14 protein-coding genes are annotated in these 16,058 nt (G+C 42.5%); 11 read left to right on the top strand and 3 right to left on the bottom strand.

Going from position 1 to position 16,058, the window contains the following annotated elements; translation table 11 throughout:
- Positions 1-143: 143 nt before the first annotated feature.
- Together ntrB and ICV36_RS06920 are read left to right on the top strand one after the other, a co-directional pair.
- Positions 144-1,004 (top strand): nitrate ABC transporter permease, encoded by an 861-nt coding sequence (ntrB, locus tag ICV36_RS06925; RefSeq protein ID WP_215399988.1) that lies wholly within the window; start codon positions 144-146, stop codon positions 1,002-1,004.
- Positions 994-1,851, top strand: coding sequence for an ABC transporter ATP-binding protein (locus ICV36_RS06920; protein ID WP_215399987.1), 858 nt, complete (start codon positions 994-996; stop codon positions 1,849-1,851). Before ntrB ends, ICV36_RS06920 begins: the two co-directional genes overlap by 11 nt.
- 46 nt (positions 1,852-1,897) lie before the next feature.
- On the opposite strand, the gene rpoN is transcribed toward ICV36_RS06920, so the two are convergent.
- Positions 1,898-3,298 (bottom strand): RNA polymerase factor sigma-54, encoded by a 1,401-nt coding sequence (gene rpoN / locus ICV36_RS06915; RefSeq protein WP_215399986.1) that lies wholly within the window; start codon positions 3,296-3,298, stop codon positions 1,898-1,900.
- Between the two features lie 370 nt (positions 3,299-3,668).
- Here rpoN and ICV36_RS06910 point away from each other — a divergent pair, with 370 nt between their 5' ends.
- From ICV36_RS06910 to ICV36_RS06885, 6 genes are all read left to right on the top strand, one after another.
- Entirely contained in the window at positions 3,669-5,042 is a 1,374-nt protein-coding gene (locus ICV36_RS06910) for a CmpA/NrtA family ABC transporter substrate-binding protein (RefSeq protein WP_215399985.1), read from the top strand.
- A 35-nt stretch (positions 5,043-5,077) separates the two neighbouring features.
- Positions 5,078-5,521, top strand: a complete 444-nt coding sequence (cynS, locus tag ICV36_RS06905) for a cyanase (RefSeq protein ID WP_215399983.1) — start codon at positions 5,078-5,080, stop codon at positions 5,519-5,521.
- A 25-nt stretch (positions 5,522-5,546) separates the two neighbouring features.
- A complete protein-coding gene (locus ICV36_RS06900) occupies positions 5,547-7,166 on the top strand; it encodes a sigma-54-dependent Fis family transcriptional regulator (RefSeq protein WP_215399981.1) in 1,620 nt (539 codons plus the stop codon).
- A 237-nt stretch (positions 7,167-7,403) separates the two neighbouring features.
- Positions 7,404-7,943: an OsmC family protein gene (locus ICV36_RS06895; RefSeq protein WP_215399979.1), complete on the top strand. Its 540-nt coding sequence runs from the start codon at positions 7,404-7,406 to the stop codon at positions 7,941-7,943.
- A 15-nt stretch (positions 7,944-7,958) separates the two neighbouring features.
- Positions 7,959-9,125, top strand: coding sequence for an acyl-CoA dehydrogenase family protein (locus tag ICV36_RS06890; protein ID WP_215399977.1), 1,167 nt, complete (start codon positions 7,959-7,961; stop codon positions 9,123-9,125).
- Positions 9,126-9,148: 23 nt separating this feature from the next.
- Positions 9,149-10,534, top strand: a complete 1,386-nt coding sequence (locus ICV36_RS06885; RefSeq protein ID WP_215399975.1) for an FAD-dependent oxidoreductase — start codon at positions 9,149-9,151, stop codon at positions 10,532-10,534.
- A 54-nt stretch (positions 10,535-10,588) separates the two neighbouring features.
- On the opposite strand, the gene ICV36_RS06880 is transcribed toward ICV36_RS06885, so the two are convergent.
- Entirely contained in the window at positions 10,589-11,455 is an 867-nt protein-coding gene (locus ICV36_RS06880) for a sulfurtransferase (RefSeq protein ID WP_215399973.1), read from the bottom strand.
- Positions 11,456-11,735: 280 nt separating this feature from the next.
- Here ICV36_RS06880 and maiA point away from each other — a divergent pair, with 280 nt between their 5' ends.
- The 3 genes from maiA to ICV36_RS06865 are packed head-to-tail and all read left to right on the top strand — an operon-like array spanning position 11,736 to position 13,666.
- Entirely contained in the window at positions 11,736-12,395 is a 660-nt protein-coding gene (maiA, locus tag ICV36_RS06875; protein ID WP_215399971.1) for a maleylacetoacetate isomerase, read from the top strand.
- Positions 12,380-13,039, top strand: a complete 660-nt coding sequence (locus tag ICV36_RS06870) for an SCO family protein (RefSeq protein ID WP_215399970.1) — start codon at positions 12,380-12,382, stop codon at positions 13,037-13,039. Before maiA ends, ICV36_RS06870 begins: the two co-directional genes overlap by 16 nt.
- A gap of 6 nt (positions 13,040-13,045) precedes the next feature.
- On the top strand, positions 13,046-13,666 hold the full coding sequence (locus ICV36_RS06865) for a class I SAM-dependent methyltransferase (protein WP_215399969.1): 621 nt from the start codon (positions 13,046-13,048) through the stop codon (positions 13,664-13,666).
- Between the two features lie 350 nt (positions 13,667-14,016).
- Here ICV36_RS06865 and ICV36_RS06860 read toward each other — a convergent pair whose 3' ends face one another.
- A complete protein-coding gene (locus ICV36_RS06860) occupies positions 14,017-16,041 on the bottom strand; it encodes a c-type cytochrome (protein WP_215399968.1) in 2,025 nt (674 codons plus the stop codon).
- Positions 16,042-16,058: the final 17 nt, after the last annotated feature.

Raw genomic sequence — 16,058 nt, 5'->3', positions numbered from 1 at the left:
TGAATGTTAAAAATGGTGCATGAACATCATTTATGCAAAAGCTACGCCCCTTTTCAGTGAGGCGGTTTTCTTACAGTCAATTGTCTGGCTTGGTGCTACTTGTGACCTGATGTTCGAAAACATTAAAGGTTGAAAGTAAAAATATGAAAACGCTATCAATTAAAGCTAAGGGGGCATTGCTCTCCGTATTTATTTTATTTCTTATCCTACTCATGTGGCATGTAGCAACAGGCCAGGGGAATACTCCGATGCCCGCTAGCACCGCTGAATCATCCGAATACAGTGCATTGATGAGTGGCAGTTCGGGGGCTGGAACTCAAAAATCTGGGCTTCCCACACTCACCCAGATGGGTGAAACGATATACAAGCAGCTATCTCACCCTTTTTATGATAATGGCCCAAATGACAAGGGAATTGGGATTCAGCTTGGATACTCCTTGGCACGAGTGGGGCTTGGTTTTTTGCTTGCTCTGGTCGTAGCATTGCCTTTCGGGTTCTGGATAGGTATGTCCCCTCTTGCTTACGAGGCCTTCAATCCATTTATTCAAATTCTTAAGCCAATTTCTCCTTTGGCTTGGATGCCTATAGCTTTGTACACAATTAAAGACTCTTCGATTTCGGGAATTTTCGTAATTTTCATCTGCTCTGTTTGGCCGATGCTAATTAATACGGCTTTTGGCGTTGCGAATGTACGCAAGGAGCTCTTGAATGTAGCTAAGACCTTAGAGGTCAACCCATTGCGAAAGGCTTTTTTAGTCATTTTGCCTGCGGCAGCTCCGACTATTTTGACTGGTATGCGCATATCTATGGGCATTGCTTGGCTGGTCATTGTTGCTGCTGAAATGCTTGTTGGAGGAACGGGAATTGGGTACTTCCTTTGGAATGAATGGAATAACTTGGCCTTATCAAGTGTTATTTTTGCGATTTTATTGATTGGAATAGTAGGTATGTTGCTTGATTTGGTATTTGGAAGACTACAGAAGGCGGTTTCTTATGCAGATTGAAAATGCATTTTTAAAAGTTGAAAATTTAACTAAGTCATATAAGGCTGATGCACCACCGGTATTTGATGGGATTAATTTTGAAATTGATCGTGGTGAGTTTGTGTGCATCATTGGTCACTCTGGCTGCGGTAAGACAACCATCTTAAATGTGCTTGCTGGTCTTGAGGAGGCTACTTCAGGCTACGCGATTATGTCGGGTCGTGAAATTAAAGGACCAAGCCTCGAAAGAGGGGTTGTCTTTCAGGGACATGCGCTTATGCCTTGGATGACGGTTCTTCAAAATGTTAGTTTTGCTGTCAAATCAAAATATCCTGATTGGCCGAAGGCAAAAATCGAGCTCCATTCAAAAAGATACCTAGATATGGTTGGATTAGTGAACGCTGAGCATAAAAAACCCTCCGAGCTATCCGGGGGAATGAAGCAGCGTGTGGGCATTGCGCGTGCATTTGCAATTGAACCTAAGATGCTTCTTCTGGATGAGCCATTTGGAGCATTGGATGCATTGACGCGAGGCGTTATTCAGGATGAGCTTTTAAAGATTTGCAATGATACTCAGCAAACAGTATTTATGATTACTCATGATGTTGATGAGGCAATCCTATTGTCTGACAAGATTATGCTCATGAGTAATGGGCCAAATGCAAAAATTGCTGAGATTGTGGTTAATACCCTCCCAAAAGGAAGAATGAGGGCCAACCTCCATCATGATCCCATGTATTACCCAATGCGAAATCATTTGGTTGATTTTTTAGTTAACAGGTCGAAGCATCTTCAGGCCAACGTTGCTAAAGATGTCGGGCATATGCATGTACCAAAAATAGTCAGACCTGGAGTTGACGCGATTTAAAAATTAAGTTGTGGAGGTGGTAGCGAGTCACCGTACTGGTGACTTTTTACTTATATGAGGCAATTCCATGACGACGCATACTTGTTGATGGAATATGAAGCAGCTCTCGATATTTAGTAACGGTGCGTCTTGCTATTAAGTGGCCTCGAGACTCTAGAATATCGGCAATAGCACTATCTGATACCGGCTTATCGGGCTGCTCATTAGAGACAATATCTTGAATTAAGGCTTGCACTGCGGTTGATGAAATAGAGCTTCCATCAACACGTAACAATTGACTGCTAAAAAAGTGTTTTAATTCAAAAATGCCGCTCGAGCAACTTAAATACTTTTGAGTTGTAACTCTAGAAACAGTCGATTCATGCAAATTTAGAGATTCTGCAATTTCTTTAAGAATCAAGGGTCGCATTTCAACGGCACCCTTTGAGAAGAAATTTTTCTGCTTGGCCACAATTTCATTCGCAACTCTGAGTATGGTGACCTCTCTCTGAGCTATATTTTTTAGTAGCCATCTAGCTTCTAATAGCTTTTGATTTAGGGCTGCGTTTGACTTTGCATTGCAATGATCTCGAAACACCCTGGCTAACTCATTATTTAATGAAAGCTTTGGCTTGGAATATGGATTAATTTCTGCCAACCATTTGCCTCTTACATTTTTCACCAGAACGTCAGGAATTATTCCTTGAATATCAATTTCTTCGAATGGATGCGCAGGATTATGGTCCAAACTTTGTATTAATTTGATGGCATGCAAAATTTCTTGCTCTGATTTGCGACATGCTTTCTTTATTGGCTGTAAGTTTCTTTTGGCAACATTTTCGAGGTGGCATTCGGCAATTTCTATAGCTAATTCCCATGTATTTTTATTTTTTGTGTTTTCAGTTAACTTTCGTTTAATTTGCAGGATTAGACAATCGGATAGGTCTCTAGCGCCAATGCCCGGGGGGTCTAATGACTGAAGCGCGCCGAGTGATCTTGTGACTTCTTGATCAAGAGATATATTGGCGCCAGTAAACCTATCAGCTAGATCTGTCGCTATATCTTCGAGTGATTCCCTAAGATATCCACGTTCATCTAAATGGCCAGCCAAATAAAAGGTTAGATTTTTTTGAAAGTCAGAATGGGGTAGATGTCGAATTTGCTCTTCAAGATGAGTTAATAGGGTAACTGGCCCAAGGGCCTTCTCAAACTCTTGGTCCGATCCATCATCACTCCCATTTCTGGTAAAGCCTCGCGTCGATTCATACGAGCTCGATATTTTTTGGCTAGTTGGCGCCGAAAATCTTTCAGCTGTCTTCTCAAACTCCAGCAATGGGTTCTCTTCAGCGATAGTTGCCAATTCATCTTCAAGTGCACTTGAAGAAAGCTGAAGCAGGTGAATGGCTTGCTGCAGCTGTGGCGTCAAGCTAAGGCTCTGGCTAACTTGTGTATTTAGAAGGATTCCCATGAAACCCATTCTAAGAAGGGGTTGGGGTGTATGACCAAGCGCAAATCTTTAAGTTGGTGCAGAAATTTAGAGAAAGGGATGGATTGCGCTAGATTTTGACTAATCAGTCAGGATTTGAGAAATAAAAATCTGAAATCTCAAAGAAAAATATCCATTTGATTAGTTATGGCACGCTTCCTGCTTATTATTTTATGGATTAAAGAAATTATTTTTCATCTGGAAATCAAGATTCCCATGTTTAGTGCAATTGAGTCTTCATTCTGTCTCCAAATTGGTGCGAATGAAAAATCATGCACTAAATCAAGGAAGACAAAGTTCTCAGAAGTGAGATCCACTGCAAGAATTAAATCATCAACCAAGAGGAGTAATTATGAGTACATATGACCCATTCAACCCTGATCGCCCCTTATTCTTTTCTGGATGTAGCTGTGGCCGTCATGCATCCGATCTTGAGCATGCTCAAGAGGCTCAGGCAAAAATTGATGCTGAGCAGGCTAGTGCAAACTTTATTGAAGCTTCCTTGGTAAAGGCACTTTTCCCCGAGGAAAATCGACGCCGTGCATTTTTGAAGTCGGTTGGCGCTGGCGGAGCCTTGTCGGTTTTGTCAGGTTTCTTGCCAATTGGTGCGTTACAGGCGATGGCACAAGACAAGGGAACAATTGAGAAAAAAGATCTCAAAATTGGTTTTATTCCCATTACTTGTGCGACACCATTAATTATGTCCGACCCGCTCGGGTTCTATAAAAAGCAAGGCTTAAATGTAACGCTTAATAAGACGGCTGGCTGGGCGCTTATTAGGGACAAGATGCTTAGCAAGGAGCATGATGCCTCTCATTTCCTATCGCCTATGCCAATTGCTATGTCAATGGGCCTCGGTTCTGACCCTGCGCAAATGCGTGTAGCAACAATTCAAAATGTAAACGGGCAGGCTATTGTCTTAGCAAATAAGCACAAAGATAAGCGTGATCCAAAAATGTGGAAAGGCATGAAATTTGCAATCCCGTTTGAGTATTCGATGCATAACTTCTTACTGCGTTACTATGTGGCCCAGGCAGGCTTGGATCCGGATAAAGATATTCAGTTGCGCGTTACCCCGCCTCCCGAAATGGTTGCAAACTTGCGCGCTGGGAATATTGATGGATTCTTGGGGCCTGATCCTTTCAATCAACGCGCCGTCTATGATGAGATTGGGTTCATCCACATCCTAACTAAAGATATTTGGGATGGTCACCCATGTTGCGCATTTGGAACCTCTGAAGAGTTTATTAAGCAAAACCCAAATACATTTGCAGCTCTGTACCGTGCCGTATTGAATGCATCTACTATGGCGCGAGATCCTGCGAATCGACCTTTAATTGCAAAGGTAATCTCAACACCAAATTATCTCAATCAGCCTGAGACGGTTGTAATGCAAGTGTTGACTGGAAAATTTGCCGATGGCTTGGGAAATATTCAAAACGTTCCTGATCGAATTGACTTCAATCCAATCCCTTGGTACTCAATGGCCACATGGATGCTTACCCAAATGCAGCGCTGGGGCTATGTAAAGGGTGACGTGAATTACAAGGATATTTCCGAGAAAGTCTTTTTGCTTACTGATGCCAAGAAATATATGGGTGAGACTGGAATTGCAGTGCCTCCACTGGCGAAAGCGGGCTACAAAAAAGATAAGATCATGGGTAAAGAGTTTGATCCTAGTCAGCCAGCAGCTTATTTGAAATCCTTTGCAATCAGCAAATCATAAATTAATTACATCCACACATTAAAGGAGATATGAAGATGGATCGCGCATTAGTTACTCAAAAAATTATTGAGTCAAAAGTCCGTAATGGTATGAAATGGAGTGATATTGCCAAGGCAATCGGTGAGTCCAAGGAATGGGTTACGGCTGGCTGTCTAGGGCAGATGACGTTTACAAAGGTGCAAGCAGAGGCGGCTGGTAAGTTGTTTGATCTGACGGATGAGGAAATGGCCTGGTTGCAGATTGTGCCTTATAAAGGTTCATTGCCAACAGCCGTTCCTACTGATCCATTGATTTATCGCTGGTATGAAATTGTTAGCGTGTACGGAACAACAATCAAAGAGTTGATTCATGAGGAATTTGGCGATGGAATTATGAGTGCAATTGATTTTTCAATGGACATTCAGCGAGAGCCAGACCCTAAGGGTGATCGCGTTCAGGTTGTTCTGTCTGGCAAATATTTGTCATACAAAACTTATTAAGAAGTGTTTAGATCGGGGCTGAGATATGGAGAGCATTAAATCCAGATCCAGCCCTAACTCTACGAATAGCTCTGAGAGAGTTAAGGGTGCCGATTGGCATGCGCAGGAAAATTTTTTACTTACAGAAATATTCCGGCTAATTGGAAAAAGCCTCTCATCAGATGAGGTTTTCAATGAAATTCTCCATTTATTGAGTGAATTACTCGGCTTGAACCGAGGAAGGATTGTCCTAAGAGGTGTTGGGCCTACTGATAAAAACACGTCCAAAATTGTCTTTGCATATGGAATGACCGCGGAGGAGATTAAGAGGGGCTCTTATAAAGAGGGAGAGGGTGTGACTGGCTCGGTACTTAAGTCGGGCCAAGTTATGGTGGTTCAAGATATCGATTCAGAGCCAGTTTTTCTGGCTAGATCTGTCAATAGAGAGGACTTGCCCCAGGAGACTGTAGCCTTTCTTGCTTTTCCAATTAAGGTCGATGAAAGGGTGGTTGGTGTAATTGCCGCCCACAGAATTCGTACTAGAAATCGCTCTTTAAGTGACGACATTCGGATTCTTAAAAGCATCTCAACCCTTATAGGTCAAATATTAAAATTAGAAAACTTTATTCGCGAAAAGACTGAAAAGCTAGAGGCTAAAAACCAATTACTTCAGCATGCTCTTGAGCAATCTACTGCAAAGTATGGAATTGTTGGAAATTCGGATAAATTATTGAGAGCCCTTTCAGATCTAGAGAAGGTAGCCAGTTCATCGGCTAAAGTCCTGTTGTTGGGTGAATCAGGCACAGGAAAAGAGCTATTTGCTAGAGCAATCCACTTATCGAGCTCAAGAAAGTCTCAGCCCTTCATTAAGATTAACTGCTCCGCAATTCCAGATACTCTATTTGAGGCAGAACTATTTGGTTATGAAAAGGGCGCCTTTACTGGTGCATCAAGTAGTTCGCCAGGTTGGTTTGAAAAGGCTGATAAGGGGACTATATTTCTGGATGAAATTGGCGAACTCCCTATTCAAATGCAAGCAAAGCTATTAAGAACCTTGCAGGAGCAAACGGTAGTCAGGCTTGGGGGAAAGTCGGAGATCAAGGTGGACTTTAGGTTGGTATCAGCAACCAACCAAGATCTCCAAGAGGCAATTCGCTTGGGCAAATTCCGCGAAGATTTATTCTATCGAATTAATACGGTATCTATACCTCTCCCTAGTCTATCTCAGCGCCGGGATGATATTGAGCCATTGGTGATCTACTTCTTAAATAGGGCAAATCAAGCTCATCAAAAGAACTGCAGATTAAGTCCTGCGGCAATTAAGTGCCTTCAAGATTATGATTGGCCGGGCAACATTCGGGAGCTATCTAATTTGATTGAGCGTCTGGTTCTCTTGGTGGGCGATGATCTTATAGATGAACTAGAAGTTAAAAAGTTTTTATCAGAACCCAAAAAAGATGTTGAGCGACCTGTTGCTAAGCATTTTGATGGATTTGGAATTCGCGAATATTCACATACATATGAATCTAATCCCGCTGAATTATTGGAAGCGTTGAAAAATCATCACTGGAATCAATCCCGCGCCTCTCAAGCTCTAGGCATGACGACCAGGCAGCTCTCATACAGGCTTAAGAAGCTTGGTATAGAGATACCGACTAAAAAATAACTCTGATTTGACAATTTGTTAACAAATTAGAAACAATTTGTGATGCACTTGTATTTCGGTTAAAAATATCGATTATTGGAAGTGCTACGGAATGTTGGCGCGGGATAATTTGATCCAGTCATATTCATCGAAATAAATTAAATTTGAAGTTGGCACGGTAATTGCTTTAGTTAAGGTGTGGGCGGTTTGATTTAAAAAATCAATCGCAAACGATTAATCACCTTAATGGAGCAAGTCATGTTGACAACAGTTAAAGAAGTAAATTACCTACGCCCAATTAACCGCGATGAGTTACTTAAGTTCGCCGAAAGTGGCAGAGCAAATCCAGAGCGTCGCGGAACAAATAAAGTTAAAACAGTACTGCAGGGCGTGTTTCGCTCTTGGAGTTTTGTGGGGCTTCATAACCCAGTAGTAGTTGATGAACCTCCACACCTTATGGGGGAAAACACCGCCCCCGCCCCCGGAGAAATTGTTCTCTCAGCATTGGGCGGTTGCTTGTGTGTTGGAATCACGGCTGTAGCTACATTGCGCGAAGTGAAATTGAGTAAGTTAGAAATTCACTTAGAGGCTGATATTGGGAATTCAGCTGCATGGGGCGCTGATGGTGCAAAACGTGAGCCATTACAAATGGGTTTCCAGGATATCCGCGTGAAAGTTGACATCGAAGGCGATGCTAGTCGTGAGGTATTGGATGAAATTGTCAAGCATGCCAATTTCCACTCACCAGTTGCAAACACAATGCGCAACCCAATTCCATTTCACATTGAACTAATGTAATCACTGGAGAAAAAAATGAATCTGGTAATTGACCCTCCCAAAGAAGGCACTGTTTCTATATCTCTGAATGACGGGGCCGGTGTATTGAATAGGGTAAAAGCGATATCCCAAACTGAATTAGCAGCTATCGTTGAGGCATGCGATCAGGAGGGCTTTTATCCAGAGGCAGTTTTGAAAAAGCTAGGTCAGGCGGGCGCATTCAGTGCCCACTTGGATATTGATGGAGAGGTTGATTACGGCCTTGCCATTCAATGTATGACTGAGGTGTCCAGAGTTTGCGGCTCTACTGGCTTCATGGTGTGGTGCCAAGATGCATGTGGTCTTTACATTGAATCTTCCGGCAACCAATTGCTTATGAAAGATTTACTTGCTAGTCATGCGGCAGGACAGACTTTGGGTGGTACTGGGCTATCAAACCCAATGAAAGCTTTGACTGGCATTGAAACAATGTACTTAAAGGCTGAAAAAGTGGACGGGGGCTACCTTGTTAATGGCACCTTGCCATGGGTAAGTAACTTAGGTCAAAAGCATTACTTTGGAACAATTTGTAATGTTGTTGATGCCACCACAAAGGAGTCGATGCTAGGCCATGAATTAATGTTCATGTTGCATTGTGATGCTCCGGGTGTTGAGCTAAAGGAGTGCCCATCATTCTCAGGTATGGAGGGAACGGGCACTTATGCCATTTCAGTCAAGAACCTATTCATTACCGAAGAAAAGATTATTGCGAAATCCGTAGGTGGTCTGCTTAAGAAAATTAAATCAGCATTTATTCTGCTTCAAACTGGAATGGGTTTGGGTGTAACTCAGGGTGCCATTGACTCGATGTGGAAGGTTGAAAAGCAACTCGGGCATGTCAATCAGTATTTAGAAGATCGACCAGATGAACTCCAGCGGGAATTGGATGACTTAACTGACGATATTATGGAGTTGTCTAAAACACCTTATGACGATAGTAAAGAGTACTTTATCCGGGTCCTGGATGCTCGCTTACATGCCTCCGAACTAGCATTGCGCTCAGCTCAATCTGCTTTGATGCATCAAGGGGCTAGAGGATATTTAATGTGCTCGGAAGTGCAAAGACGCATTAGAGAATCACATTTTGTTGCGATCGTAACCCCAGCAATTAAGCATCTAAGGTGGGAATTGGCATCGCAAAAAGCTGAATTAAGCCCTGCATAGCAACAAATAAAGGAGTAGCAAAAATGGAAGTTATCTCTAACGGCCAGTCACAACAGGATTGGCTCACTTATATATGTAAAGCCTGTGGACTTCTTTACAAAGAGGAGGAGGGCGATCCCGATAGTGGGATTGCGCCAGGTACGCGATTTGAAGATATACCCGATGATTGGTCATGTCCATTGTGTGGAGTTTCTAAAGAAGATTTTGAACTATACGATGCAAGTAATGCTGTAAAGATTTCTGGGGGCGCATGCATCAAATCCACTTCAGCGAGTAATAAGACAAAGGGCTGGACTGCATTAAAAAATTCTGATGTAGTCATCATAGGTGCAGGAAAGGCAGGCTGGCAAGCAGCTCAAGCACTAAGGGGGATGAATAAGGACATATCTATTTCGATTGTTACGGCTTGTGCTGGAGATCTTTATGAAAAGCCAATGCTTTCAGTTGCAGTAGTGAAAAATATTGATGCGAAATTGCTAATCAAAGAAACCGGCGCTCAGGCTGCTGCTAGACTTGACGTGAATCTCTACGCAAACACGCATGCTATTGGTTTATCGCCACAAACAAATCAACTGAGAACTACGCGTGGGACCTTCAAGTTTGGCCATTTGATAATTGCTCAGGGATCAAAACCAATTTGCATGCCAAATTTAGGTTTGAAGGATTGCTGGCATGTGAATCATGTGGAGTCATATACCAAACTTCGTGCAGCCATACAGGATACAAATTCTAAGATCGCCATTATTGGTGCCGGGCTTATTGGCTGTGAACTTGCTAATGATCTAGCTATGGCAGGACACGATATTGAATTAATTGATCTATCTTCTTTGCCCTTGGGTCGACTCCTTCCTGATTTGGCATCGAAGAAATTACTGCAAGCATGGGGCGGTTTACCCATTCAATTTCACGGTGGCGTGAAGGTTGATAGCATTGCTAGTGAAAGTACAAAGAAAAAAATTAACCTATCTTCGGGTGAGGCTCTCGAAGTTGATCATATTGTGATGGCAATTGGTTTGAAAACAGAGCCAGACTTGGTTAAAAATGCTAAGTTAGATTGGAATAACGGGTTGGCAGTAAACCCTAAAACTTTGCAATCTAGCGCCCCAAATATATATGGGCTTGGAGATTGCATTAGCATCGATGGAGAAGCAAGTCGTTATATTGAACCCATTCTTCGACAGGCTGATGTTATTGCTAAGCAAATTTGCGGTCAGAAAGGCTTTCATTATGAGAACCGCGCTTTACCCATTAGAGTAAAAACAAGTTCTCTGCCAATTCGTATCGAAGGTAGGATACATGACGCCGGGAATTGGGATAACGAAAAAGGTGCCAAAGATCCGAAAACCGGAAAAATTATTTTTAATCAATGGCATAACAATCAAGTGCAAGCAAGTATTCAGCTTGGATAAAGATCTCTTGCAATAGCCCCCACTAGTTAGCGGGGGCTATTCTCGAATTACAGTTTAATTTGCTACAGGCATCCCAGATTCGATTGGAAGAGATGGGTCGCGTGACCATTCATTCCATGAGCCAAAATACATCCGCACATTTCTAAAGCCCGCTTGAGTTAGAGCTAAAAAAGTGTTTGACGCCCTAGCTCCTTTGAAGCAATAAAGGATGATTTCATCATTTAGTCCAATGTTTGCCGTTGCGCACTCGGCGCGTACTTCATCTGGTGTTTTGAAGATTGGACCCAGCGCAGATGGCTTCATAAATCTGTACCATTCAAGCCACTTAGCTCCGGGAAGACGGCCTTTTCTAGGGGCAAAATCTTTTCCATAAGGTGATGAGCTATCCCCGATCCATTCATCCACATCCCTAACATCCATGAGAACTGTTTTGCTTCCCAAGGCTGCCTTTACGTCATCTAGGGTAACCATTACATCTGGAGTGTTGAGGTTGGTAGGGAAGGTTGCCGGTGTTGGTACTGTGGGATCTGTGCTGGTGGGTAGACTCTTTGAAACCCAAGCAGAGTAGCCGCCATTTAAAACTTTAATTTTTGGGTATCCAAGCCAGGTAAGAAGATAGTAGCCACGGCATGATTGGCCATACCCACCATTCATGCTGTCTTCATAAAAGATAACCGTCTCTTTGCCGGAGATGCCAGCATCGCCAAGCTGCTTTTCAAAGCTACCCTTTAAGTCTTTTAAACCCTGGGGTGTTGATGTTGCCAAAAATGTGAAGATTTCTCTGATATTCACGGCTCCTGGGATGTGTCCCGAAGCGTAAGCTTCAGGATCTCTAGTATCAATGATCACCATTGGCTCGGAATTTTGAAGTTTCAAAAGTTCATCAGGTCCAATAAGAGTGGTTGTTGAGTCTAAATTCATGCTGGAATCCTTCGTAAGTGTTTATGGCAAATGCCTAACTTTTTTAGAAGCAATATTTATGCCAGTCTAAAAAACCCTATTTGCAACCAGGGGAGTGAGATGATTGTGGTGTGAATTATCAATTTATTTCTAAATTGATAACAAATTGTTAGTCGTTGTTAAATTCTCTTATTCAATTTTAAGTAAGGTCATCACCAACAAGGTGCATTTAAAGAGGTGTCTATATTCAAGCTCAAATAAGATGGATGCATCAATATGTTTGTCATCTTTGGGAGTGCTTATGGATGTGGTGCTATATGGATATTGGAGGTCATTGGCAACTTATAGAGTCAGGGTGGCTCTTAACCTCAAAAAGATCTCCTACGAAGAAAGATCCATTGATATTGTCAGGGGTCAGCAATTTGACGAAACGTTCTCACAAATAAACCCCCAGCATGTTCTTCCTGCGTTAATTCATGATGGAAAGACGATTACACAATCATTGGCAATACTTGAATACATAGATGATGTCTGGCCCAATCCTTCATTGATGCCGGTTCACGCAGCTGAGCGTGCAGCAGTTCGGGCGTTATCTCTAATTACCATAGCTGACACACATCCATTAATCGTTCCCAGAACAAGAAAATATATTAGCGAAAATCACGAGCAGGAAGAGAGTTCTCAGCTGAGTTGGGCAAGACATTGGTTGGATTTGGGCAGTGAGGCAATAGAAGCTTATTTGACCGGCGTTGACTCGTCTGCTGATTATTATGCCTGTGGCAATGCAATAACTATTGCAGATATTGCATTGGCTTCACATGTTGTAGGTGTAGAGCTTTTTGGCGCCAATATAAGTATCGCTCCAACTTTAAAAAAAATCACTGATCGATGCTTTTTAAATCCCGCTTTTTCAAGTGCGCATCCTCTAAAGCAAGCGGATGCGCCATGTCAGACTCAATGAAAATGAATTTGAGCCAAACCTCTGAAATATATGAGTGCTTTATTGCAGGGGTGAAGAGATGGCTTTACCGCGCGTTAATTGATTGCTTGATATTTAACAATAACTTATATGTCCCTAATCAGCGCTTTCAAAACGACGACATTACTGACTTAAAGTCATTTGGTTCGGAATTTTCATTAATCGATATTAAGGGCAATGCAAGATCTTTAGCAAGTTTCAAGGGAAGGATTGTAGTTCTTGTTGTTGGGCGAGCCTTGGCTGATGATCCCTCACGCATGATATTGAAAAATATAGTACACGAGTTGAGCGTCACAGGACAACAACCTTTACCAGTGGATTTGGTGTTTATAACGATTGATCCAGAAAATGATTCCCCTGAGGATATGGAGAATTATTTATCAGAGATTGACTCAGGTTGCATTGGTTTAAGGCCAAGAAATATATCGGATGCTAAAAAATTTGCTAAAGACTTTTTAATCTACCTAAACAAGGTACAGCTGGAAAATTCAGTTGCCTACTGTGCAGAACCAATAAGATCGGGGCTAGTCTTTGACCAAGAGGGGTGTCTTAGGCTTTATCTAGGCCGCCAGAATGGCGTAAAGAATTTACGCCATGATTTATTGCAGCTTTTTTTGGGGTATTAAAATTATATGGACGAGAAGGACCATTGGGAAAAAGTCTACGGAACTAAATCACCAGATGCTGTAAGCTGGTTTGCACCGCATCTTGAAACTTCGCTAAACCTCATTTATGAAGCAACGCAGAATAAGACTGCTTCCATTATTGATGTTGGCGGTGGAGAAGCCACTCTTGTTGATGATTTATTGCTTGATGGTTTTACGGACTTAAGTGTTCTGGATATCTCCCAAAGGGCGATAGATGTTGCAAGGGGGCGGATTGGTAAAAATGCTAATAATGTTCATTGGTATTGTGCAGATATTACTAAAGCCACCTTGCCTCAAAATTATTTTGATGTCTGGCACGATAGGGCGGTCTTTCACTTTCTAACCGATGCGGCTCAGCGGGAAATATATGTTGAGCAGGTAATGCTTTCGGTAAAGCATGGAGGCCATGTAATTATCTCCACTTTCGGTCCAGAGGGTCCAGAACAATGCAGTGGCTTAGATGTCGTTCGTTATGATGCCGAGCGCTTACACGGGCAATTTGGTAAGACATTCAAATTACTGAATAGCACAACTGAAATTCACAAAACACCTATGGGTACAACCCAGCAATTTCTTTATTGTTTTTGCAGGATGGAGTGGAGTTGAATAGCTTCAGCTCTGGTCGATCCCGCTCAGAGGCAAAAAATAATTCCTCATTAGTAATGGTGGGGTTTTGTTTAGTCAAGTATTGAAAAGTGTGCGATTGAATTGCTAACAGCAAACCCTTGTGCAGTAAGGGCCGTAATTTTTGGGATTTCTTAGGTCGAAGCGAATTGCCCGCAAAGCCTTATTCTATATGGTGGGTCGGGCGAGATTCGAACTCGCGACCAACGGATTAAAAGAAGTCGTGGCTCTTCAAAACCCCATATAAATCAATTGGTTGTGGGGTTAAAAAGTCACTGTGCGATTGAGTATGCGATTGCTTAATTGAAGTTTTCAAAGATAAGTGTAGGTAATTAATACCTAGCGTCTTTGGGCTTTTCTCCATTTGGCCAATCTTTATTTTTGTCAGAGAAGTCTGGTCTACTCATATGAGAAAAATACTCGGCAACATCAACCGCCTCTTGGTCTGTCAAACTACTGCCCTGACCAAGCGGAAATTTTGTGTTGTGACCCATAGGCATATTTTGCTTAATAAATGCTGCAGCAGTATATGTACGAGCCATGCCGGCACCTAAGTTAAAGGATTCATCACCCCAAACCATAGGAAAAGCATAGCGCCCATCCGCCTTTTTCACGCCTTCACCATTATTTCCGTGGCACACAGCACATTGGGCTTGGTACACTACTTTTCCATTATCAACATCGGGTACTAAAGTTTTATCAATCTTTCCAATTCCGCGACCAGGAATTTGATCCCCCTTTTTATAGGGGCCGTTAATCCAGTTCATATAAGCAATCATGGCCTTCATTTCAGTCGAATCCTTTGCAAGTGCCTTGCCATTCATGGAGCGTTTAAAGCAACCGTTGATTCGATCCTCAAGATCTATTACCTTTCCAGCGCGCGGTGCATAAGCCGGAAATTGAGCAGCAACACCTATATATGGCGATGCATTAGCTACCGTGCCAGCATTGGTATGGCAACTGCTGCAATTCAAGCTATTGCCTGCATTCTCTGGCAGCAATGTCCCCGTCTCAGACATAAGGCGCATGCCATAGACCAATTGACTTGAATTCGTTTTATCTAGCATGCTTGAAAAACGTGGTGTAACAAATTTTGATTTTGAGGCACTCTCGAGTTGAAGCTGGTTGCGCACTGCTTTCACCTGAGTTGCTGTAACCGCAGGCGCGTTATTGCCCCAGGAAGACCTTATGAAAGTAATAATTCCCGCTAGCTCTGAATCATCTAAAGAGCCGTACGCTGGCATTCCAACAATTCGATGATTTATTTTTGTGCTGGCCGACTGCCAGCCACTTAAAACCACGTGAACTACAGATGTTGGATCGTCTGAGAGAATGGACTTATTTCCAGCCAATGGCGGGAATACTTTTGGGATGCCCTTACCATCGCTCAAGTGGCATGTAGAACAAAACTGGTAGTAAGAAAGCCCATTTTTAGTTTTATATAACTGCGACTTTTCAATCGCAACAATAGGCTGACTCTGCATATCAGCTTCATTATTGAGTGATTTTAAATAAATGGCTATTGCCATCAAATCATCATCCGTAAAATGCTGAGTGCTTAGGCCAATGACCTCTGTCATTGTTCCGTAGGCAGTTGCATGTTGATTCTTTCCTGTTTTTAAGAAAGTGACAATTTCTGGTGCCGTCCAAAGATCTCGTAAATTGACGGCATGCCAGCTATCGACCGTTGAGCCTGAAAGGAAAAATTTTCCACTTGATCCATCCTGACTCATAGCCTTCTCTTGGAATAAAAGACCGCGTGGGGTGTGGCAGGATCCACAATGCCCCATGCCCTGAACAATATATGCACCGCGATTCCATTGCACTGATTGGGATGGATTCGATGTATATGGCTTACTGCCGCCAAAAAGAATATTCCAAAAGCTAAGGCCCCAACGCATGTTGTAAGGCCATTTCATTTGATTTGGAATATTTTTCTGCTCGACTGGAGTCACTCCGAACATCAAATACTGATAAAGTGCATGCATATCATCATCAGTCATTTTTGAGTAGGATGGGTAAGGCATTGCAGGATAAAGATTGTGCCCATCTGCTGCCACACCTTTACGCATTGCTCTGTCAAATTGATCAAAAGTATATTCGCCTATGCCTGTCTTTTTATCGGGCGTAATGTTCGTCGAATATAGTGCGCCAAAAGGTGTCATTAACTCTAAGCCGCCAGCCATCGGCTTTCCGCCTTTATTGGTATGGCAAGCAACACAATCACCTAGGTGAGAAAGATATTCGCCGCGCTTTATTAGTTCGTTTGAATTTTGTGTGGCGCCTGCATTTAAGCTGTAGGCCGCACCAACGAAACAAACGCTAACGAAACAGATAGCCTTTAAGAATAAATTCATGAAATACCCAAGCTTTA

This window comes from Polynucleobacter sp. MWH-UH35A (genome assembly GCF_018687075.1).
Classification (GTDB): Bacteria; Pseudomonadota; Gammaproteobacteria; order Burkholderiales; family Burkholderiaceae; genus Polynucleobacter.
Note: the sequence above shows the minus strand (reverse complement) of the source record. Positions and strands in the feature narration are given on the sequence as shown.

Excerpts from the sequence above, each read along its gene's own strand:
- ICV36_RS06920 (WP_215399987.1), top strand. The coding sequence starts at position 994 with ATGCAGATTGAAAATGCATTTTTAAAAGTTGAAAATTTAACTAAGTCA.
- ICV36_RS06880 (WP_215399973.1), bottom strand. The coding sequence starts at position 11,455 with ATGAATTTAGACTCAACAACCACTCTTATTGGACCTGATGAACTTTTG.
- ICV36_RS06910 (WP_215399985.1), top strand. The coding sequence starts at position 3,669 with ATGAGTACATATGACCCATTCAACCCTGATCGCCCCTTATTCTTTTCT.
- ICV36_RS06885 (WP_215399975.1), top strand. The coding sequence starts at position 9,149 with ATGGAAGTTATCTCTAACGGCCAGTCACAACAGGATTGGCTCACTTAT.
- ICV36_RS06860 (WP_215399968.1), bottom strand. The coding sequence starts at position 16,041 with ATGAATTTATTCTTAAAGGCTATCTGTTTCGTTAGCGTTTGTTTCGTT.
- rpoN (WP_215399986.1), bottom strand. The coding sequence starts at position 3,298 with ATGGGAATCCTTCTAAATACACAAGTTAGCCAGAGCCTTAGCTTGACG.
- ICV36_RS06900 (WP_215399981.1), top strand. The coding sequence starts at position 5,547 with ATGGAGAGCATTAAATCCAGATCCAGCCCTAACTCTACGAATAGCTCT.
- cynS (WP_215399983.1), top strand. The coding sequence starts at position 5,078 with ATGGATCGCGCATTAGTTACTCAAAAAATTATTGAGTCAAAAGTCCGT.
- ICV36_RS06890 (WP_215399977.1), top strand. The coding sequence starts at position 7,959 with ATGAATCTGGTAATTGACCCTCCCAAAGAAGGCACTGTTTCTATATCT.
- ICV36_RS06870 (WP_215399970.1), top strand. The coding sequence starts at position 12,380 with ATGTCAGACTCAATGAAAATGAATTTGAGCCAAACCTCTGAAATATAT.
- ICV36_RS06895 (WP_215399979.1), top strand. The coding sequence starts at position 7,404 with ATGTTGACAACAGTTAAAGAAGTAAATTACCTACGCCCAATTAACCGC.
- maiA (WP_215399971.1), top strand. The coding sequence starts at position 11,736 with ATGGATGTGGTGCTATATGGATATTGGAGGTCATTGGCAACTTATAGA.
- ntrB (WP_215399988.1), top strand. The coding sequence starts at position 144 with ATGAAAACGCTATCAATTAAAGCTAAGGGGGCATTGCTCTCCGTATTT.
- ICV36_RS06865 (WP_215399969.1), top strand. The coding sequence starts at position 13,046 with ATGGACGAGAAGGACCATTGGGAAAAAGTCTACGGAACTAAATCACCA.